We start from the raw sequence: 21,141 nt of genomic DNA, 5'->3' as shown, positions 1-21,141 counted from the left end.
TCCCGGGTCCGCGGGTCTACAGGGGGATGTTGCCGTGCTTCTTGGGCGGCAGCGACTCGCGTTTGGTGCGCAGCTGGCGCAGGCCGCGGACGATGTGGGCGCGGGTGTCGGAGGGCATGACGACCGCGTCGATGTAGCCGCGTTCGGCCGCGATGTAGGGGTTGAGGAGGGCGTCCTCGTACTCCTGGATCAGCCGGGCCCGGGTCGCCTCCAGGTCGCCGTTGGCGTCGGCCTCGGCGATGGTGCGGCGGTGCAGGATGTTGACCGCGCCCTGGGCGCCCATGACGGCGATCTGGGCGGTCGGCCAGGCGAGGTTGAGGTCGGCGCCCAGGTGCTTGGAGCCCATGACGTCGTAGGCGCCGCCGAAGGCCTTGCGGGTGATGACCGTGATCAGCGGGACGGTCGCCTCGGCGTAGGCGTAGATCAGCTTGGCGCCGCGGCGGATGATGCCGTCGTGCTCCTGGTCGACGCCGGGCAGGAAGCCGGGCACGTCGACGAAGGTGATGACCGGGATGTTGAAGGCGTCGCAGGTGCGCACGAAGCGCGCGCCCTTCTCGGAGGCCTTGATGTCCAGACAGCCGGCGTACTGCATCGGCTGGTTGGCGACGATGCCCACCGGGTGGCCCTCGACGCGGCCGAAGCCGGTGAGGATGTTCGGCGCGAACAGCGGCTGCGTCTCGAAGAACTCGGCGTCGTCGAGGATGTGCTCGATGACGGTGTGCATGTCGTAGGGCTGGTTAGCGCTGTCCGGTACGAGGGTGTCCAGCTCCAGGTCCTCGCCGGTGACCGCGAGGTCGGCCTCCTCGGGGAAGGCGGGGGCCTCGGAGAGGTTGTTGGACGGCAGGTACGACAGCAGCTGCTTGACGTACTCGATGGCGTCCTTCTCGTCGCCGGCCATGTGATAGGCCACACCGGAGGCGGAGTTGTGGGTGCGGGCGCCGCCCAGCTCCTCGAAGCCGACGTCCTCGCCGGTGACGGTCTTGATGACGTCGGGCCCGGTGATGAACATGTGCGAGGTCTGGTCGACCATGACCGTGAAGTCGGTGATCGCCGGGGAGTAGACCGCACCGCCCGCGCACGGGCCGACGACCAGGCTGATCTGCGGGATGACACCGCTCGCGTGGGTGTTGCGGCGGAAGATCTCGCCGTACGCGCCGAGGGACGCGACGCCCTCCTGGATGCGGGCGCCGCCGGAGTCGTTGATGCCGATGACCGGGCAGCCGGTCTTCAGCGCGAAGTCCATGACCTTGACGATCTTCTGGCCGTAGACCTCGCCGAGCGCACCGCCGAAGACGGTGAAGTCCTGGGAGAACACGGCGACGGGGCGGCCGTCGACCGTGCCGTAGCCGGTGACGACGCCGTCGCCGTAGGGCCGGTTGTTCTCCAGGCCGAAGTTGGTGGAGCGGTGCCGCGCGAACTCGTCGAGCTCGACGAAGGAGCCCTCGTCGAGCAGCAGCTCGATCCGCTCACGAGCCGTCAACTTGCCCTTGGCGTGCTGCTTCTCGACGGCGCGAGCCGAGCCGGCGTGCGTCGCTTCCTCGATACGGCGCTGGAGATCCGCGAGCTTGCCCGCGGTGGTGTGGATGTCGATCCCACGGGTCTGATGGATCTCTTGACGCTCTTCCGGCTCGGACATCGGGATCGCGGCTCCCTGCCTGCTCAAAAGGGGGGACGGTTACTCATCCGTAGAGTAGTGGGGGGCCTACGAAACAGCAGTGCGGCGTTTCACACACCTAGGGTGGCTTGCATGACGCCGCGAGATGCATCAGACGACAGCCGCTGGTCGGATCTGGACCGGCCTCCGCTCAACGCCGCCGCCCTGCGCCGCGGCCTGGTGCAGGAGGGCGGGCTGTGGCGCGAGGTGGAGGTGGTGCGGAGCACCGGCTCCACCAACTCCGACCTGGTCGCCCTGGCCGGGGCGGGGAAGGCGGCCGAGGGCTCGGTCCTGGTCGCCGAGGAGCAGACCGCCGGGCGCGGCCGTCTGGACCGGCAGTGGACGGCACCGGCCCGCTCGGGCCTGTTCTTCTCCGTCCTGCTGCGGCCGAGCGAGGTGCCGGTCGCCCGCTGGGGCTGGCTGCCGCTGCTCACCGGGGTCGCCGTGGCGACGGGCCTGTCCCGGGCGGCGGGCGTGGACACGGCACTCAAGTGGCCCAACGACCTGCTGGTCTCCGTCGGCGGCGAGGAGCGCAAGGCGGGCGGGATCCTCGCCGAGCGGGCTGGCGACGACGGCGTGGTGGTCGGGGTCGGCATCAACGTCACCCTGCGGGAGACCGAGCTGCCGGTGCCGCAGGCGGGCTCACTGGCGCTCGCGGGGGCGGTCAGCACCGACCGCGATCCCCTGCTGCGGGCGATGCTGCGGTCCCTGGCGGAGTGGTACGGGCGCTGGCGCGACGCGGGCGGCGATCCGGCGGCCTGCGATCTGCAGGAGACGTACGCGGCGGGGTGCGCGACGCTGGGACGGACCGTGCGGGCGGAGCTGCCGGGGGACCGGGCGATCACCGGGGAGGCGGTGGCGATCGACGGTGACGGGCGGCTGGTGATCGCGACCGGGGACGGGGTACAGGAGCCCGTCGGAGCGGGCGACATCGTGCACCTGCGGCCCGCCTAGCAGAGGGTGGAGGTACGGCTGCCTGCAGCTGTGCGCGACGGAGGGGAGTGAGCTACCGCACACCTGCCGTACAGTTGAGGCCGGTCGATACCTGACCGTGACAGATCGGAAGGGCAGCAGGCGTGACCGTCGACGACACGGGCTCCGGCGCGGACGGGGACGGCCGGGTGGACCCCCATGCCGCCGATCCCGGCGAAGACCCGCTCGCCCTGCGTCTGGAGCATCTGATCCTCGGCGCCGAGCGGCGCTACACCCCCTTCCAGGCGGCGCGCAGCGCGGGCGTCTCCATCGAGCTGGCCACCCGTTTCTGGCGGGCGATGGGCTTCGCCGACATCGGACAGGCCAAGGCGCTCACCGAGGCCGACGTGCTGGCGCTGCGCCGGCTCTCCGGTCTGGTCGAGGCGGGGCTGCTGAGCGAGGCCATGGCGGTGCAGGTGGCGCGGTCCACCGGGCAGACCACGGCCCGGCTGGCCGAGTGGCAGATCGACTCCTTCCTGGAGGGCCTGACCGAGCCGCCCGAGCCGGGGATGACCCGCACCGAGGTGACGTACCCGATCGTCGAGCTGCTGCTGCCCGAGCTGGAGGAGTTCCTCGTCTACGTCTGGCGGCGCCAGCTGGCCGCCTCGGCGGGCCGGGTCGTGCAGGTCGCCGACGACGAGGAGATGGTCGACCGGCGTCTCGCCGTCGGCTTCGCCGACCTGGTCGGCTTCACCCGGCTGACCCGCCGGATGGAGGAGGAGGAACTCGGCGAGCTCGTCGAGGCCTTCGAGACCACCGCCGCCGACCTGGTCGCCGCGCACGGCGGCCGGCTGGTCAAGACGTTGGGCGACGAGGTGCTGTACGCGGCGGACGACGCCGGGGTCGCCGCCGAGATCGCGCTGCGGCTGATCGAGACCATGGCGAACGACGAGACGATGCCCGAGCTGCGCGTGGGCATCGCCTTCGGCACCGTGACCACCCGTATGGGCGATGTGTTCGGTACGACGGTGAACCTCGCGTCCCGGCTGACCTCGATAGCGCCGCGCGACGCCGTGCTCGTCGACACCGACTTCGCCCACGAGATCATCCGCCACGGCGAGGCCCCGGCCTCCGAGGCGGACGCGGCCGAGGCCGCCGCCACCGCGGAGAAGGAGGGCGAGGACCCCCCGTCCTACCGCTTCGCCCTCCAGCCGATGTGGCAGCGCCCGGTGCGCGGCCTCGGCGTGGTCGAGCCCTGGCTGCTGACGCGGCGGAGCGAGGAGCAGTAGCGGTTCGGGGGGCGGTGGGCTTGCGTGACCGCCGGCTTCTCCGGTCTGGGGGCGTGCCGGGTCGGTGGTTGTTGCGGTTGGGTGGTTGTGCCGGTTGGGTGGTTGTTCCGGTCCGCCGGCCCCGGGGCCTGACGGCCTTTTCGGCTCGGTGGCCCCTGGCCCGGCGGTCTTTGCTGGTCCGGTCCTCTCTCTCGGCCTGGCGCCTTTCCCGATCCGGCGCTGCCGCCCGGTACACCCGGGCCGGGACGACCACCGGCGCGGCGACCCTTGGTCCGGTGCTCTTTCCGATCCGGTGCTCCCGCCCGGCGCTCCCGGGCCGGGACGACCGCCGGCCTGGCGGCCTTCGGTCCGGTTGCGTTTTCCGGCCCGGTGGTCGGCCGGCGGCCGGTCGCTCGATTGCCCCTGTGGCCTGATGGCCTTTTCGGTCCGGTGGCCTCCTGGCCCGGCGGCCTTTGCCGGTCCGGTCTTCCCCCTCGGTCCGGCGCCTTTCCCGATCCGGCGCTGCCGCCCGGTACACCCGGGCCGGGACGACCGCCAGCCTGGCGGCCTTCGGCCCGGTTGCCTGTCCGGCCCGTTGGTCGTCCGGTGACCGGTGGCTCAATGGCCCCCGTGGTCTGACGGCCTTTTCGGCCCGATGGCCCCTGGCCCGTTGACCCCAGGCCCGGTGGCTCCAGGTCCGGTGACCCCCTGGCCCGGCGGCCTTTTGGTGGTCCGGTCTTCCCCCTCGGCCCGGCGCCCTTCCCGATCCGGGGCTCCCGCCCGGTGCCCCCAGGCAGGGCCGACCACCAGCGCGGCGGCCCTCGGTCCGGTTGTCCTTCCGGTCCGGTGGTCGTCCGGCGACCGGTGGCTCAATGGCCCCCGTCGCCGAGCAGTCCCACGCACAGGCTGATGACCGGTACGCACAGGGTTGGGTCGGCCGGGGCGGTCGGGTCGGCCGTGTGGGGCGGGGGTGTGGTTCGGTCGGGGGGCGGGGTCGGGCGGGGTGTGGGGGGTGTTGTGGCCGGTGGGTGGGGGGCGGTTGTCGGCGGTGGCGCGTTCCGGGTGTTCGGGGCTTCCGGGATCGTCGTGGTGTCGGTGGTCGACGGGGCGGCCGGCGGTGTCGTCGTGGGTGGTACGGGTGCGGTGCTCGTGTCCGGGGTCGGTGTCGCGCTGCGGCCGCCCAGGGCGGAGGTGGCCGACGGGCTCACCTCGGGGAGGGTTCCGACGGTGGCGGCGGTGTTGCCCGCGCGGTCGGTTTCGGCGCCCGGGTCGTGACGGGGTTCTGCCTCCGCGCTTCCGGGACCGCCGAGCACGGACTCGGGTGCCAGCCGTACCAGGCTCAGCGCGCCGGCGGCCAGCGCCAGCCCGCCGACCGCGAACAGGACCTTGCGGGGCCGGGGCCGGCGATGCCGCCCGCGTCCTCCCGGTGTCTGCGTCGTCATGACCCCTCCCCCCGCGCTCGCGCCCCCTGCGCGCCGTGGCGCAGGCAAGCTATGCGCTCCCGCGGGCGCCGGGGTGCCCTTCGCGGGGATATCACCCGAACGGGGACAACGGGCGGAAAGCCTGCGATGATCGGTCCCGAGATCTGTTAACCCGCGTTAACCGGAGGGCGTCATGAGTGAGGAGCGGTTCGGGGAGTTCGTGGCGGTGCGCCGGCACGGCGACGAGGATGCCGGGCAGGTCGCGGAGCTCGTCCTCGACCGGCCCAAGGCCATGAACGCCGTGTCGACCGGCATGGCGCAGTCGATCGCCGGTGCGTGCGCGGCACTCGGCGCGGACCGTGACGTACGCGTCGTCGTGGTGACGTCCACGCACGAGCGGGCCTTCTGCGTCGGGGCGGACCTGAAGGAGCGCAACTCCTTCAGCGACGCCGACCTGGTCCGCCAGCGTCCCGTCGCGCGCGCGGCCTACACCGGCGTCCTCGAACTGCCCGTGCCGACGATCGCCGCCGTGCACGGGTTCGCGCTGGGCGGCGGCTTCGAGCTGGCGCTGTCGTGCGACCTGATCGTGGCCGACCGTACGGCCGTGGTGGGGCTGCCCGAGGTGTCCGTGGGGGTCATCCCCGGCGGTGGCGGCACCCAGCTGCTGCCGCGCCGGGTGGGGGCCGCGCGGGCGGCCGAGCTGATCTTCACGGCGCGGCGCCTCAAGGCCGCGGAGGCACGGGAGTTGGGGCTGGTTGACGAGCTGGTGGAGGAGGGGCGCGACCGGGACGAGGCCCTGGCCCTGGCCGCCCGTATCGCCGCCAACTCCCCCGTCGGCCTGCGCGCCGCCAAGCGCGCCCTGCGCCTCGGCCACGGGCTCGACCTGCGGGCCGGCCTGGAGGTCGAGGACGCCGCCTGGCGCTCGGTGGCCTTCTCGGGCGACCGAGCCGAGGGCGTGGCCGCCTTCAACGAGAAGCGCACGCCCCGGTGGCCGGGGCAGTGACGGGGTCGGCGGGGGAGTGACGGGGTCGGCTGGGGCAGTGGCGGGTTCGGTCGGGGGCAGTGCCGGGACCGTAGGCGTGCGGGCTCGGCCCCCGTCCGGCCCGATGCAGTGGTTTCGGCGGGGGCTCACCCCAGCGCCGTATCAGTGGCGGGCTCGGCCGAGGGCAGTGACGGGGCCGGCTGGGGCAGTGGCGGGTTCGGCCGGGGCAGTGGCGGGACCGTAGGCGTGCGGGCCCGGCCCCCCGTCCGGCCCGGTGCGGTGGTTTCGGCGGGGCTCACCCCAGCGCCGTATCAGTTACTGGCTCGGCCGGGGCAGTGGCGGGACCGTGAGGCGTGCGGGCCCGGCCCCCCGTCCGGCCCGGTGCGGTGGTTTCGGCGGGGCTCACCCCAGCGCCGTATCAGTTACTGGCTCGGCCGGGGCAGTGGCGGGACCGTGAGGCGTGCGGGCCCGGCCCCCCGTCCGGCCCGGTGCGGTGGTTTCGGCGGGGGCTCACCCCAGCGCCGTATCAATGTCCCTAATCGTCCGAAACCTCCCTAACCTGGAGTGATGGGTGAGGACAAGCGGCTCGCGGCGGTCGTCGCGTTGGCGCAGGGGATGGCGGCGGCGCACGGCTCGCACGAGGCGTGGCGTTCGGCGGCGGCCGGTGCGTGCCGGGCGCTGGGCGGCAGCTTCGCCGCGCTGTCGGTGTGGGAGCGGGAGCTCGGCCGGCTGCGGGTCCTCGTGAACGTGGGGGAGAGGGCCGAGGGGGAGGACGAGTTCCCCGAGGACGAGTCCTACCCCGTGCACCAGTTCCCGGAGATCACCGAGTTCCTGCACGAGCGCTGGGCCGGGGGCGGTGAGCCCGACGCCTGGGTCGAGACCGCGCAGGGGCCCGCCGCCGGCGGCCGCCCCGGCTATGTCCACCAGCGCGTCGCCGCCCTGCGCCGGCGCGGCCGCGGCTGCTGTGTCGTCGCGCCGATCGTGCTGAACGGACGCGCCTGGGGCGAGCTCTACGTCGCCCGCCCCGCCGGTGCCCCGCTCTTCGGCCGGGCCGACGCCGACTTCGCCACCGTCCTGGCCGCCGTCGTCGCGGCCGGGATCGCCCAGGCCGAGCGGTTGGAGGAGGTGCGTCGGCTCGCCTTCACCGACGCCCTCACCGGCCTCGCCAACCGCCGCGCCGTCGACGGGAGGCTGGACGAGGCCGTCGAGGCGCACCGCGCGGACGGCACCGTCGTCAGCCTCGTCGTGTGCGACCTCAATGGCCTCAAGCGCGTCAACGACACCTGCGGCCACGCCGTCGGCGACCGCCTCCTCGAACGCTTCGGCTCCGTGCTGTCCCTGTGCGGCGCGATGCTGCCGGGGGCGCTGGCTGCGCGGCTCGGCGGCGACGAGTTCTGTCTGCTGGCGGTCGGCCCGTCCGCCGACGAGGTGGTCAAGGCGGCCGACGAACTGTGCCGCCGCGCAGCCGAGTTGGAGCTCGGGGACGGTGTCGCCTGCGGGGTCGCCTCCACCGGGGACCCGATCGGGCCGGTGCGCTCCGCGCGGCGGCTGTTCCGGCTGGCGGACGCCGCCCAGTACCGCGCGAAGGCGCTGCGCGCGGACCGGCCGGTGGTGGCGGGCCGGGAGGGCCCGGACGACCCGGTGATGCGGCTGGTCGACGCCCCCTCGCTGCAGGATCCCGCGGAGCGGCGGCGGTTCAGGGGGCGCGGCTGACGCCTTCGCGGGGCCGGATTCGGTAAGGGGCGTAACGCCGACCCAGTAGTGACATCTTCATCTTCACTGCGTACGCTCCTGAATATGGATATGCACACTGTGGTGGTGGGGACGTCCGGGGTGACCGCGTCCGACGTTCTCGCCGTGGCGCGCGACGGCGCCCGGGTCGAGCTGTCTGCGCAGGCGGTCGAGGCGCTCGCCGCCGCGCGGGCGATCGTGGACGCGCTGGCGGCCAAGCCCGAGCCGGTCTACGGCGTCAGCACCGGCTTCGGAGCCCTCGCGACCCGGCACATCAGCCCGGAACTCCGCGCCCAGCTGCAGCGCAACATCGTCCGCTCGCACGCGGCCGGCCTCGGGCCGCGGGTGGAGCGGGAAGTCGTACGGGCCCTGATGTTCCTGCGCCTGAAGACCGTGTGCTCGGGCCACACGGGGGTCCGGCCGGAGGTCGCGCAGACCATGGCCGACGTGCTCAACGCAGGCATCACCCCGGTCGTCCACGAGTACGGCTCCCTCGGCTGCTCCGGCGACCTCGCGCCGCTGTCCCACTGCGCCCTGACGCTCATGGGTGAGGGCGAGGCGGAGGGTCCGGACGGGACCGTACGGCCCGCCGGCGAGCTGCTCGCCGAGCACGGGATCGCCCCCGTCGAACTGCGCGAGAAGGAGGGCCTGGCCCTGCTCAACGGCACCGACGGCATGCTCGGCATGTTGATCATGGCCCTCGCCGACCTCGACCGCCTCTACAAGTCGGCCGACATCACCGCCGCCCTGAGCCTGGAGGCGCTGCTCGGCACCGACAAGGTGCTCGCCCCCGAACTGCACGCCATCCGCCCGCACCCCGGACAGGGCGCCTCGGCCGCCAACATGCTTGCCGTGCTGAAGGGTTCGGAGCTCACCGGGCACCACCAGGACGACGCGCCGCGCGTCCAGGACGCCTACTCGGTGCGCTGTGCCCCGCAGGTCGCGGGCGCCGGACGGGACACCATGGCGCACGCCCGCACGGTCGCCGAGCGCGAGCTGGCGTCCGCCGTGGACAACCCGGTCGTGCTGCCGGACGGAAGGGTCGAGTCCAACGGCAACTTCCACGGCGCCCCGGTCGCGTACGTCCTGGACTTCCTCGCCATCGCCGCCGCGGACCTCGCGTCCATCGCCGAGCGCCGCACCGACCGGCTGCTCGACAAGAACCGCAGCCACGGCCTGCCGCCGTTCCTGGCCGACGACGCGGGCGTGGACTCCGGGCTCATGATCGCCCAGTACACCCAGGCCGCGCTGGTCAGCGAGATGAAGCGGCTCGCCGTCCCGGCGTCCGCCGACTCGATCCCGTCCTCCGCCATGCAGGAGGACCATGTCTCCATGGGCTGGTCGGCCGCCCGCAAGCTGCGCACCGCCGTCGACAACCTCGCGCGCGTGGTCGCCGTCGAGCTGTACGCCGCCTCGCGCGCGATCGAGCTGCGCGAGGGCCTTATTCCGGCGCCCGCCTCGCAGGCGGCCATCGCGGCCGCACGGGCCGCCGGTGTCCAGGGGCCCGGACCCGACCGGTACCTCGCTCCCGACCTCGCCGCCGCGGACGCGTTCGTGCGAGACGGACGGCTGGTCGCCGCGGTGGAGTCGGTCACCGGCCCGCTGCAGTAGTCGTAGAACCGCCGCAGCAGTCGTAGGAGAAGGGGCCCTGCCGCACATGCGGCAGGGCCCCGAAACGTCGACCGGGCTCGGCTCGCGCGGGCCTCGACGTCCTCAGAAGCCGAGGCGTTCCCGGCGTACCGAATACACCACGAAACCGGCGCCGACCCCCAGGAAGAGGGTCCCGCCGATCACGTAGGGAGTGGTGTCGAAGCTTCCCGTGTCGGCGAGTTGGGTGTCCGTGGCGGAGCTGTCCTGGGCGGAGGTGTCCGTGGTCGTCGACGCCACCCGCGCCTGGGTCGTGACCTGCGAGGCAGGCGTCACCGAGGAGACGTCTCTGGCCGACCCGCCCCCGGTCGCGTTGGCGGAGGGAACGAACCACAGGGCGCACAGGAGGGTCCCTGCGGCGGTGGCGGTCAGCAACGGGCGGCGAGCGGATGACACGGAATATCGATCCCCTTGTGGCGCTGGCGAATTGGCCGTGTGGGGCGATGTTAGTGAAAGGCGCGGGTCACGGGAAAGTCACGGGAGCGACGGGCCTTACGCTCGCGCCATGAACACTGAAGAGACCTCACGTTTTGTCCGCCTCAGGGTGGACCTCGTGATCGAGGTCGACGACCCCGCAGCGGTGACCAAGGCGGCGCTGCGCCGGATCGCCGACGAGAACGACCTGCCGGCCGACGAGCGGGCGCGCGCCGAGGACGCTGTGACGGAAGACACCGCGGAGGCCCTGGCCTATCTCGTGGATCCGTTCGACCTGGTCAACGAGGTGCCCGGGGTGGAGCTCGCGCAGGCCTCCTGGTCGAGCGAGCCGGTCGACTACGATCCCGATTCGCCGGATTGGGACCTCGACGAGGATGATGACGGCGACGACGACGAAGCAGAGGGGGCTCACGGCGTCTCGTAGCGGCTCGGGAGAATTCATGTCCCGGGCGGCAACCACCGTCCGGGGTTCCGTCGTCTCAAGCGGCGCGCAGACCGAAATCCGCACCACCCGTCCCGGCAGACGTGGTGTGCCCCACATCCACGGGCTCTGTGGAACGGGACGAACCGGTCGTAGCGTTGAAGGCTTCAGCGGGGGCAGTGGCTTTTTGGGGATTCGGCAACGATGGAGAAGCGTGTGATGACGAACAGTAAGCGGCGCAAGGGCCTGGTGGCCGCGTCCGCGCTGCTCGGCGGTGTTCTGATGCTCTCGGCGTGTTCCGGTGGCGACGACGACGCCTCCGGCACCAAGGGCAAGGACACCTCGCAGGCCAAGGCCGACGAGGCGGCCGCCAAGAAGTCCTCCGCGGCCGACATCAGGATCACGCCCAAGGACGGCTCGGACAACGCCTCCATCAACAACTCCGCCGCCGTCACCGTCAGCAAGGGCACGCTCACGAACGTGACGATGACGACCGCCGACGGCACCGCGGTGGCCGGGCAGCTCTCCGCCGACAAGCTGAGCTGGAAGCCCAGCACCCAGCTGGAGCGCTCGACCACCTACAAGGTCTCCGCCGAGGCCAAGGACGCAAGCGGTCTGGTCGCGCACGAGAACGCCTCGTTCACCACGGTCTCCCCGGCCAACAGCTTCATAGGCAACTTCACGCCGGAGGCCGGTTCCACGGTCGGCGTGGGCATGCCGGTGTCGATCAACTTCGACAAGGCGATCACCAACAAGGCCGCGGTCCAGAAGGGCATCACGGTCTCCTCCAGCAGCGGCCAGCAGGTCGTCGGCCACTGGTTCGGCGCCAACCGGCTCGACTTCCGCCCCGAGGACTACTGGAAGGAGAACTCCACCGTCACGCTGAAGCTCGCGCTCGACGGTGTCGAGGGCGCCCCCGGGGTCACCGGCGTGCAGCAGAAGACGGTCACCTTCCACATCGGCCGCAACCAGGTCTCCTACGTCGACGCCAAGACCAAGCAGATGAAGGTCACGCAGGACGGCAAGACGGTCAAGACCATCCCGATCTCCGCCGGTTCGCCCGAGCACAAGACCTACAACGGCGTCATGGTGATGTCGGAGAAGTTCAAGCAGACGCGCATGAACGGCGCGACCGTGGGCTTCACCGACGACGACGGCAAGGGCGAGTACGACATCAAGGACGTGCCGCACGCCATCCGGCTGACCAGCTCCGGCACCTTCATCCACGGCAACTACTGGGGCGCCAAGTCCGTCTTCGGCAGCGTCAACACCAGCCACGGCTGCGTGGGCCTGTCCGACACCAAGGGCGCCAACGACAAGGGCACCCCGGCCTACTGGTTCTACAACAGCTCGATCGTCGGCGACGTCGTGGTCATCTCCCACACCGGCGACAAGACGGTCCAGCCGGACAACGGCCTCAACGGCTGGAACCTCAGCTGGGCGGACTGGAAGGCCGGTTCGGCCGTCTGATCCCGGCCCCCCTTTGGCCCTTCGACCCCACAGTGGGTCCACAGCTTGCCGATGCCGCCCCCAGGGGCGGCATCGGTGTTTCCGGGGCTGCCGCGGACGCGGTCACGGCCTTCTCATGCATCTCTTATCGCGGCCTTATCCAGTCATCACACGCCGTCCCTACCTTGCGGCCATGTTCTTCACCTATCTGAGGCGCGAACTGCGCCGCCGCAGAAAAGCGGCACTCGTCGTCGCCTCCGGCCTCGCGCTCGGCATCGCGCTGGTCATCGTTGTCAACTCCGTGTCCAACGGCATGGGGAAGGCGCAGGACAAGGTCCTCCAGTCGCTCTACGGACTGGGCACCGACATGACGGTCACCAAGGCCGCGACCCCGTCCTCCGGCAGCTCCCAGCGGCCGCGCTTCCAGTTCGACGCCCGCGGCAACGACGACGACTCCACGCAGAGCAGCGACCGGGTCATGGTGCAGGGCTTCACCACGCTGTCGTCTGGCACGGTCTCCAAGGTCGATGACCAGAAGGGCGTCTCGGCCGCCGTCGGCGGGCTGAGCCTCAACGTGGTGAAGATCAACGGCCAGTTCACCAGGGGGCAGTTCCAGCAGAACGGCGGGGGCAACGGCGGCGGTGGCGGGTTCACGCGCGGTGGCGGCCAGCCGCAGGGCGAAGTGAAGGGCGGCGGCGCCAACTTCGACGTCAACTCCTACTCGGTCTACGGCACCGACGTCACCCAGACCGGGCTCGGCCCGCTGACCTCGTCGAAGATCACCAGCGGCCGTACCTTCAAGACGACCGAGACGAACGCCAAGGTGCTGGTGGCCGACTCGGCGTACGCCAAGGAGAAGAAGTACAAGGTCGGCTCCAGCGTCACCATCAACAAGGTGAAGTACAAGATCATCGGCATCGCGACCGCCGACAGCGGTGACTCCGCGGCCAATCTGTACATGCCGCTGAAGCAGGCCCAGACGCTGGCCGACCAGAAGGACAAGGTCACCACGATCTACGTCAAGGCGACCGACTCCAAGCAGATCTCCGCGGTCAAGTCGACCATCCAGAAGAACGTCTCGGGTACGACGGTCACCACCTCCGCCGACCTCGCCGACACCGTCTCCGGCTCCCTGTCCACGGCCTCGTCCCTGGCCACCAACGTCGGCAAGTGGCTGTCCATCGCGGTGCTGGTGGCCGCGTTCCTGGTCGCGGGACTGCTCACCTCCTCCGCCGTCTCCCGCCGGGTGCGCGAGTTCGGCACGCTCAAGGCGCTGGGCTGGAAGTCGGGCCGGGTGACCCGGCAGGTCGTCGGCGAGGCCGTCGTCAACGGCCTGGTGGGCGGCGCCCTCGGTATCGCGATCGGCCTCGCGGGCGCCTATGTCGTCACCGCCATCAGCCCCAGCCTGCAAGCCCAGTTGGGCGGTGGCGGCGGGGGTGCCGGCGGCGGTGGCGGCTTCGGCGGGGGCGGCGGCTTCGCCGGGCCCGGCCGCAGGACCGCCAAGACCCTGGAGGTCGCGCTCACCGCGCCGGTGAGCCTGACGACCATCGCCCTCGCGGTCGCGCTCGCGGTGGCCGGCGGTCTGATCGCGGGTGCGTTCGGTGGCTGGCGGGCGTCGAGACTGCGCCCCGCGGACGCGCTGCGGCGCGTCGAGTAGCAGCGCCGCCCCGCACCCCACCCACGAACCCACCCAGGAGCCACACCCATGTACGAACTCAGAGGCGTCACCAAGCGATACAGCCGGGGCAAGGAGACCGTCACCGCCCTGGACGCCGTGGATCTGGACATCGCGGACGGGGACCGTCTCGTCATCCAGGGCCCCACCGGCGGCGGCAAGTCCACCCTCCTGCAGATGCTCGGCGGCCTCGACCGGCCCACGGCAGGGGACATCACCCTGGACGGCACCGACCTGGCCAAGCTGTCCGAGGCCCGGCTGACCAGGGTCCGCAGCGAGAACATCGGCTTCGTCTTCCAGAGCTTCAACCTCATCCCCACGCTCACCGCCCAGGAGAACGTGGAGACCGCGCTCGTACCCCTGGGCGTGAAGACGAAGGACCGCCGCGAACGGGCGGCCGAGGCGCTGAAATCGGTCGGCCTCGGCGAGCGCCTCGGGCATCTGCCCGGCGAGATGTCCGGAGGGCAGCAGCAGCGCGTCGCGATCGCGCGTGCGCTGGTGAAGGAGCCGAAGGTGCTGCTCGCCGACGAACCCACCGGAAACCTCGACGAGTCGATGCGCGACGAGATCATGGAGGTGCTGGAGCGCATGTGGAAGGAGCTCGGGCTGACCTTCATCATGGTCACCCACGACTCCGCCATCGCGAAGAAGGCCCCGCGACTCGCGACGATCCGCAAGGGCCGGATCACCGTGAAGGAGAACGCGGGAGCGTAACTCTCCTTCCCCGCTCATCACTTGAGGTGCTCTCCCATCTCTTGAGGTACCCGATCACCCCCCGGCATACTGCGTGCTCCGGGGGGTGCACGAGCGTGTGTACGAGACCACCCCCGGCCGGGTGACAGGGCAATGGGCCCGGTACTCCATCTCCAGGGGGAGACTTGCGCAGACAACTGAAAAGAGCATGCGCGTCCGCCGTCGCGACGGCCGCGGCCGTGGTTCTCGCGGCGGGCATGACCAGCCCGGCGCAGGCCAAGTCCGGTCAGGCAGAGGCCCGTTCGCAGGCCGCGTCGCCCACGGCGAAGGCCGCAGCGCTCACCGCGAAGCACCGCGTCACGCTGATCACGGGCGACCGCGTCGCCCTCGACGCCAAGGGCCGCGTCGTCGGCCTGGAGCCCGCCAAGGGCCGCGAGCACATACCCGTCCAGATACGCAGAGCCGACGGCCACACCCTGGTCGTCCCCTCCGACGCCGCTCACCTCATCGCGACCGGCAAGGTGGACCAGCGCCTGTTCGACGTCACCGAACTCGGCAGCGCGGCCACCCGGAAGGCCCAGAAGCACGGACTGAAGGTCATCGTCGGCTACCGCGGCGCCGCCTCGGCCGCCAGGTCCGACGTCCGGGGCACGGGCTCGCTCCGCGAGCGCCTCACGGCGCTGAACGCCGACGCCGTGCAGACACCCCGGCAGGACACCGCCGAGCTGTGGCACGCCGTCACCGACGGCGACAAGGCGGCCTCCGGCATCGCGCACGTCTGGCTCGACGGGGTGCGCAGGGCCAGCCTCGACAAGTCCGTGCCGCAGATCGGCGCGCCCAAGGCATGGGCGGCCGGCTACACCGGCAAGGGCGTCAAGATCGCAGTCCTCGACACCGGCATCGACGCGACCCACCCCGACCTCAAGGGCCAGGTCGTCGCGGAGAAGAACTTCTCCACCGCCGCCGACGCAGACGACCACTTCGGCCACGGCACGCACGTCGCGTCCATCGTCGCGGGCACGGGCGCCAAGTCGAACGGCAAGTACAAGGGCGTGGCCCCGGACGCCAAGCTGCTGAGCGGCAAGGTGCTCGACGACAGCGGCTCCGGCGACGACTCCCAGATCCTGGCCGGCATGGAGTGGGCGGCCGAGCAGGGCGCCGACGTCGTCAACCTCAGCCTCGGCGGCGGCGACACCCCCGGCATCGACCCGCTCGAGGCCGAGGTGAACAAGCTGTCCGAGCAGAAGGGCATCCTGTTCGCGATCGCCGCCGGCAACGACGGCGACCTCGGCGAGCAGACCATCGGCTCCCCGGGCAGCGCGGCCGACGCCCTCACCGTCGGCGCGGTCGACGACCACGACAAGCTGGCGTCCTTCTCCAGCCGTGGTCCCGGGCTCGACGGCCAGATCAAGCCCGACGTGACCGCCCCCGGCGTGGACATCACCGCGGCCGCCGCCCCCGGCAGCGTCATCGACCAGGAGGTCGGCGAGAACCCGCCCGGCTACCTGACCATCTCCGGTACGTCGATGGCGACCCCGCACGTGGCGGGCGCCGCGGCGCTGCTCAAGCAGCAGCACCCGGACTGGACGTTCGCCGAGCTGAAGGGCGCGCTCACCGGATCGGCGAAGGGCGGTACGTACACGCCGTTCCAGCAGGGTTCGGGCCGTATCGCCGTCGACAGGGCGATCAAGCAGAGCGTGATCGCCGACCCGGTCTCGGTGGGCTTCGGCACCGCTCAGTGGCCGCACACCGACGACAAGCCGGTCACCAAACAGCTGACGTACCGCAACCTCGGCACCGAGGACGTCACGCTGAACCTGGCCGCGAGCGCCACCGACCCCAAGGGCCACGCGGCCCCGGCGGGCTTCTTCAAGCTCGCCGCGACCAAGGTGACGGTCCCGGCCGGCGGCAAGGCGTCCGTGGACCTGACGGTGAACACCAAGCTGGGCGGCACCCTGGACGGCGCGTACTCCGCGTATGTGACGGCGACGGGCGGCGGCCAGAGCGTGCGCACGGCCGCGGCCGTGCAGCGCGAGGTCGAGTCCTACGACGTCAAGCTCAAGGTCACCGGCCGCGACGGCGCCCCGGCGCCGTACTACAACGCGTCCCTGGCGGGCATCTCCGGCCTCGGCAAGGACACGTTCTACTCGCCCTACGACGCCTCCGGCACCGTCACCGCGCGGGTCCCCAAGGGCACCTACGTCCTCGACACCGGCGTCTTCGTGGACCCGGACGACGCCACCAAGGGCATCGACTGGCTGGCGCAGCCCAAGCTGAACGTCACCAGGAACATGACGCTCGACCTGGACGCGCGCACCGCGAAGCCGGTCGACATCACCGTGCCGGACGCGGCCGCCACGTCGATCTTCGCGTCACCGGGTTACGAGGTCTCGACCGGTGACTCCGGCTACACCTTCGGCTGGTTCCTGGACTCGTACACCAACTTCCGCTCACGCGGCCTTGGTTCGCAGATCACCGACGGTTCGCTGACCCAGCAGTGGGACGGCCACTGGACCAAGGGCACGGACGAGCAGTACGACGTCACCAACGGCTCCGTGGTCAAGCAGCTCGCCACCGGCTACACCAAGCACTGGAAGGCCGCGGAGCTGGCCACGGTGAAGGTCGGCCTCGGCGGCGCGGCGCGAGGCAAGACGGGCGCGATCAACGCGGTCGGCTGGCTGCCCTTCAGCAGCGGCGGCTCCTCCGTCGCCGTACCGCAGGCCCTGCCCGGCACCCGCACGCTGCATCTGTCCACCGTGAACGGCGTGCGGTGGGGCATGGACTTCGAGCAGTACGGCGCCACCGACGAGGACGGCTTCCCGGTCACCGAGGCGGCCTACACGATCGGCGCCGCGCAGTCCTTCAAGGGCGGCAAGAGCTACTCGAAGACCTTCAACACGGCTGTCTTCGGGCCCCACTTGAACGCCGACTTCGGCCTCTACCGCGACGGCAACAGCATCTACGGCGTGATCCCGCTGTACTCCGACGGCAAGACCCACGCGGGTTCCTCGACCTTCCTGTCGGTCGACACCACCCTGTACCGGGGCACCACCAAGGTGGGCTCCAACGACGACCCGCTGTTCGGCGACAAGACCTTCAAGGTCCCGGCGGGCGAGGCCGGCTACAAGCTCACCACCTCGGTCAGGCGCAGCGTCAAGGTCGCGGCGGCCTCCACCCGCATCGACGCGAGCTGGACGTTCCGCTCCAAGAAGACGTCCGGCGTGGCCAAGCTCCCCGCCTCCACGGCCCGCTTCGGCGCGACCACGGACCTGGGCAGCAGGGTCGAGGCCGGAAAGCCGGCCACCGTCCCGGTGACCGTCGAGGGCTCGGCCAAGGGCCACAACCTCAAGTCCCTCGCCGTGTACGTCTCCTACGACTACGGCCAGACCTGGAAGAAGCTCGACGTCGTCCACGGCAAGGTCAAGGTGAAGAACCCGGCCAAGGGCGAGGCCATCTCCTTCCACGCCAAGATCACCGACAAGAAGGGCAACAAGTCGACGATCTCGATCTACAACGCCTACTACGGCAAGTGAGCCGCCTCTAGGCGAGCGAGCCGACAGCGAACCGCCCGCCGGGGGTCCAGCCTCCGGCGGGCGGCCGCTCAGACCGACTGTCCCGCACGGGTCGCGTCCGCTCCCCAGCTCGCCAGCAGCCTCAGCGCCTCGGCCGACGCGGAGCCCGGCTCCGCGTGGTAGGTCGTCAGCGCCAGCCCGTCGTCGTCGGCCGGCCGGAACGACTCCCAGTGCAGCGTCAGCTCACCCACCAGCGGATGCCGCAGCCGCTTGACGCCGTAGCTCTTCTCCTTGACGTCGTGCGTCGCCCACAGCCGGCGGAAGTCCTCGCTCTTCACGGAGAGCTCGCCGACCAGCGCGGACAGCCGCGGGTCGTCCGGGTACTGGCCCGCGTCCATGCGCAGGAAGCTGACGATGTCGTACGCCTTCTGGTCCCACTCAAGGTAGAGATCGCGGTACTCCGGCTTCAGGAACACCAGCCGCGCCCAGTTGCGCTCCTGCGGCGGCAGCTCCGACCAGTCGCCGAAGACGGCCGCCGCCAGCTTGTTCCAGGCCAGCAGGTCCGAGCGCCGGCCGGTGATGTACGCCGGCACCGAGCCGTCCATCGTGTCGAGCAGCTGCCGCAGCGCGCCCCGCACCTGCTGGGTGCGCGCGGGCGTCCTCTTCTTGTGCTGCTTCGGCTTCGCCAGGTGCATGAGGTGGCTGTGCTCGGCGTCGGTCAGCCTGAGCGCGCGGGCGATGGCGTCGAGCACCTCCGCCGACACGTTCCGTCCGTTGCCCTGCTCCAGGCGTGTGTAGTACGCCACCGAGACGCCCGCCAGCTGGGCCAGCTCCTCGCGCCTGAGCCCCGGCACGCGCCGGTGCCGGCCGAAGTCCGGCAGCCCCACGTCCTCCGGCTTCAGCCGGGCACGCCGGGTGCGCAGGAACTCGCTGAGCTCGGCGCGCCGGTCCAGGGACCCGGAGGGCTCCTGTGGGGTTTCGGGCTGTCCGTCCATACGTCAAGGATGCACCGTGGTGCGCACACCATCCTGACCCCGCCAGTGGTAGGCACAGCGAACGTACGCAAAGCCGTGGGCTGGGTGGATCCCGCCGACCCGGGCAGTGTCGATGGCATGACCACCACTGTTGCCGCGTATGCCGCACCCGCCGCGAAGGCTCCCCTGGAGCGCACCACCATCGAGCGCCGGGCCGTCGGTGAGTCCGACGTCCTGATCGACATCAAGTTCGCCGGCATCTGCCACTCGGACATCCACCAGGCCCGCGAGGGCTGGGGCGAGGCGATCTTCCCGATGGTCCCGGGCCACGAGATCGCGGGCGTCGTCTCCGAGGTGGGTCCCGGTGTCACCAAGTTCGCCGTCGGCGACCGCGTGGGGGTCGGCTGCATGGTCGACTCCTGCCGCGAGTGCGAGAACTGCCTGGCCGGCCTGGAGCAGTACTGCCTCAAGGGCAATGTCGGCACGTACAACGCCCTCGACAAGAAGGGCGAGCCCACCTACGGCGGCTACTCGGAGAAGATCGTCGTCGACGAGGGCTTCGTCGTCCGCATCCCCGACAGCCTCTCCCTCGATGTCGCCGCGCCCCTGCTGTGCGCCGGCATCACCACCTACTCCCCGCTCAACCACTGGAACGCCGGCCCCGGCAAGAAGGTCGCGATCGTCGGCTTCGGCGGACTCGGCCACATGGGCGTGAAGATCGCGCACGCGCTGGGCGCCGAGGTCACGGTGCTCTCGCAGTCCCTGCGCAAGAAGGACGACGGCCTCCGGCTGGGCGCCGACCACTACTACGCGACCAGCGACGAGCAGACCTTCAAGGACCTGCGCGGCACCTTCGACCTGATCCTCTCCACGGTCTCCGCCCCGCTGGACCTGGACGCGTTCCTGTCCCTGCTCAAGACGGACGGCGCCTTCGTGAACGTCGGCGCCCCCGAGGAGCCCGTCAAGCTCAACCTGTTCTCGGTGATCGGCGGCCGCAAGACGCTGGCCGGCTCCGGGATCGGCGGCATCCGCGAGACCCAGGAGATGCTGGACTTCTGCGCCGAGCACGGCTTCGGCGCCGAGATCGAGCTGATCCGCGCGGACCAGATCAACGAGGCGTACGAGCGCGTCCTCTCCAGCGACGTCCGCTACCGGTTCGTGATCGACACCGCGACGATCTGACGCTCACAACCGATCGGGGGCCCCGGCACCGGCTGCCGGGGCTGACCCGCTCACGGCGCCGCCCCGTCAGCGTCCCGACCGGAGGGCCCCTACGCCGAGCAGGCCGTCGTACGTGGACATGACGAGCTCCAACCCCCGGCTGTCGGCGGCCGGTTCGCGCATCTGATTGGTGACGTACGCCACCACCGCGCGGGCCTCGGGCTCGATCATCACCAGTGAGCCGCCCCAGCCGTAGGTGGTGCCGAACAGGCCGTAGCCGAGGCCGTAGCGCACCGGCATGCCGAGGATCCGGTCGTCGCCGCTGAACTGCTCCTGCCAGGCGCGCTCGCACCCCTCCCGGGAGAGCAGCCGCACACCGCCCACCGTGCCCGCGCACGCCATCGCCGACTGCACCAGGGCGACCGACCGCGCGTTGCCGAAGCCGCTCGCCGCGGGGATCTGCGCGCGCCGCCAGGCCACGGTGTTGCCGTCGCGGACGCGGATCGCGGTCCCGTTGCCCGCCGCGCCGTCCGCCGCGGCCGCCCCCGCCGTGTAGTCCTCGTCCCGGCCGGGCGGCGGAACCGTCAGCGCCACCCGCCGGTCGTGCTCGGCGGCAAGCCCGATGTGGAAGTCCGCGCCCAGCGGCCCGGCCACCTCGGCGGCGAAGAACTCGCCCACGCTGCGACCGGTGATCCGCCGCACCACCTCGCCCACCAGGAACCCCTGGGTGAGCGAGTGGTATCCGGCCGCGCTGCCCGGCTCCCACTGCGGAGCCTGCGCGGCCAGCCGCGCCGTCGCGGCCTCCCAGTCGTAGAGCTCCTCGACCGGGCCCTCCCAGTCGGGCAGCCCGGCGGTGTGCGAGAGCAGATGCCGAACCAGCACCCCGTCCTTGCCCGCCGCGGCGAACCGCGGCCAGTACCGGGCCACCGGCGCGTCCGGGTCGAGGGCGCCGCGGTCGGCGAGGACGAGCGCGGTCAGGGCCGTCATCGTCTTGGTGACGGAGTAGACGTTGACGAGCGTGTCCCGTTCCCACGGCACCGTGCGCCCGGCGTCGGCGAAGCCGCCCCACACGTCCACGACGGGTTCACCGTCCACGAACACCGCCACCGAGCCGCCCACGTCCCCGCCGTCCAGCAACTCCGCCAGCGCGCGGGGCACCGCGACGAACAGGTCGTCGTACGAGCCCTGAATGTCTGCCATGGGTGG

The 21,141-nt window shown here is 71.5% G+C and carries 16 protein-coding genes; 11 read left to right on the top strand and 5 right to left on the bottom strand.

Annotated elements, in window-relative coordinates; genetic code table 11:
• Positions 1-16: 16 nt before the first annotated feature.
• Positions 17-1,636, bottom strand: coding sequence for an acyl-CoA carboxylase subunit beta (locus JYK17_RS10340; protein ID WP_222810222.1), 1,620 nt, complete (start codon positions 1,634-1,636; stop codon positions 17-19).
• A gap of 111 nt (positions 1,637-1,747) precedes the next feature.
• On the opposite strand from JYK17_RS10340, the gene JYK17_RS10335 reads away from it, so the two are divergent.
• Both JYK17_RS10335 and JYK17_RS10330 read left to right on the top strand, forming a co-directional pair.
• Positions 1,748-2,608: a biotin--[acetyl-CoA-carboxylase] ligase gene (locus JYK17_RS10335; RefSeq protein WP_222810221.1), complete on the top strand. Its 861-nt coding sequence runs from the start codon at positions 1,748-1,750 to the stop codon at positions 2,606-2,608.
• Positions 2,609-2,730: 122 nt separating this feature from the next.
• Complete coding sequence (locus JYK17_RS10330) at positions 2,731-3,855, top strand: adenylate/guanylate cyclase domain-containing protein (RefSeq protein ID WP_128802783.1); 1,125 nt, start codon at positions 2,731-2,733, stop codon at positions 3,853-3,855.
• Positions 3,856-4,703: 848 nt separating this feature from the next.
• Here JYK17_RS10330 and JYK17_RS10325 read toward each other — a convergent pair.
• A complete protein-coding gene (locus JYK17_RS10325; RefSeq protein ID WP_222810220.1) occupies positions 4,704-5,276 on the bottom strand; it encodes a hypothetical protein in 573 nt (190 codons plus the stop codon).
• A 172-nt stretch (positions 5,277-5,448) separates the two neighbouring features.
• On the opposite strand from JYK17_RS10325, the gene JYK17_RS10320 reads away from it, so the two are divergent.
• The 3 genes from JYK17_RS10320 to hutH all read left to right on the top strand — a co-directional run bounded on the left by JYK17_RS10320 (position 5,449) and on the right by hutH (position 9,579).
• Positions 5,449-6,258 (top strand): enoyl-CoA hydratase/isomerase family protein, encoded by an 810-nt coding sequence (locus JYK17_RS10320; protein WP_222810219.1) that lies wholly within the window; start codon positions 5,449-5,451, stop codon positions 6,256-6,258.
• A gap of 546 nt (positions 6,259-6,804) precedes the next feature.
• The gene (locus tag JYK17_RS10315; protein WP_108013102.1) at positions 6,805-7,950 is read left to right on the top strand and encodes a GGDEF domain-containing protein; all 1,146 of its coding nucleotides are present in this window, start codon (positions 6,805-6,807) and stop codon (positions 7,948-7,950) included.
• 90 nt (positions 7,951-8,040) lie between these two features.
• A complete protein-coding gene (hutH, locus tag JYK17_RS10310) occupies positions 8,041-9,579 on the top strand; it encodes a histidine ammonia-lyase (protein ID WP_128804514.1) in 1,539 nt (512 codons plus the stop codon).
• Between the two features lie 102 nt (positions 9,580-9,681).
• Here hutH and JYK17_RS10305 read toward each other — a convergent pair whose 3' ends face one another.
• Positions 9,682-10,011, bottom strand: a complete 330-nt coding sequence (locus JYK17_RS10305; protein WP_181362504.1) for an LPXTG cell wall anchor domain-containing protein — start codon at positions 10,009-10,011, stop codon at positions 9,682-9,684.
• Between the two features lie 109 nt (positions 10,012-10,120).
• Between JYK17_RS10305 and JYK17_RS10300 the strand changes: the two genes are divergently transcribed.
• The 5 genes from JYK17_RS10300 to JYK17_RS10280 all read left to right on the top strand — a co-directional run bounded on the left by JYK17_RS10300 (position 10,121) and on the right by JYK17_RS10280 (position 17,821).
• On the top strand, positions 10,121-10,474 hold the full coding sequence (locus JYK17_RS10300; protein WP_108013099.1) for a hypothetical protein: 354 nt from the start codon (positions 10,121-10,123) through the stop codon (positions 10,472-10,474).
• Between the two features lie 201 nt (positions 10,475-10,675).
• Positions 10,676-11,941: a L,D-transpeptidase gene (locus JYK17_RS10295; protein ID WP_108013098.1), complete on the top strand. Its 1,266-nt coding sequence runs from the start codon at positions 10,676-10,678 to the stop codon at positions 11,939-11,941.
• A gap of 172 nt (positions 11,942-12,113) precedes the next feature.
• Complete coding sequence (locus tag JYK17_RS10290) at positions 12,114-13,577, top strand: ABC transporter permease (protein WP_108013097.1); 1,464 nt, start codon at positions 12,114-12,116, stop codon at positions 13,575-13,577.
• Between the two features lie 48 nt (positions 13,578-13,625).
• Positions 13,626-14,309, top strand: a complete 684-nt coding sequence (locus JYK17_RS10285; RefSeq protein ID WP_108013096.1) for an ABC transporter ATP-binding protein — start codon at positions 13,626-13,628, stop codon at positions 14,307-14,309.
• A 236-nt stretch (positions 14,310-14,545) separates the two neighbouring features.
• Positions 14,546-17,821, top strand: coding sequence for a S8 family serine peptidase (locus JYK17_RS10280; RefSeq protein WP_372465053.1), 3,276 nt, complete (start codon positions 14,546-14,548; stop codon positions 17,819-17,821).
• Between the two features lie 68 nt (positions 17,822-17,889).
• Here the strand turns inward: JYK17_RS10280 and JYK17_RS10275 are convergent, their stop codons facing one another.
• Positions 17,890-18,795: a helix-turn-helix domain-containing protein gene (locus tag JYK17_RS10275; protein WP_108013095.1), complete on the bottom strand. Its 906-nt coding sequence runs from the start codon at positions 18,793-18,795 to the stop codon at positions 17,890-17,892.
• 117 nt (positions 18,796-18,912) lie between these two features.
• On the opposite strand from JYK17_RS10275, the gene JYK17_RS10270 reads away from it, so the two are divergent.
• Complete coding sequence (locus JYK17_RS10270; protein WP_108013317.1) at positions 18,913-19,956, top strand: NAD(P)-dependent alcohol dehydrogenase; 1,044 nt, start codon at positions 18,913-18,915, stop codon at positions 19,954-19,956.
• A gap of 66 nt (positions 19,957-20,022) precedes the next feature.
• On the opposite strand, the gene JYK17_RS10265 is transcribed toward JYK17_RS10270, so the two are convergent.
• Positions 20,023-21,135: a serine hydrolase domain-containing protein gene (locus JYK17_RS10265; protein ID WP_222810218.1), complete on the bottom strand. Its 1,113-nt coding sequence runs from the start codon at positions 21,133-21,135 to the stop codon at positions 20,023-20,025.
• Positions 21,136-21,141: the final 6 nt, after the last annotated feature.

It is taken from the genome of Streptomyces plumbidurans (assembly GCF_019857225.1).
GTDB lineage: Bacteria > Actinomycetota > Actinomycetes > Streptomycetales > Streptomycetaceae > Streptomyces > Streptomyces plumbidurans.
This window is presented reverse-complemented; position numbering and strand designations above follow the sequence as displayed.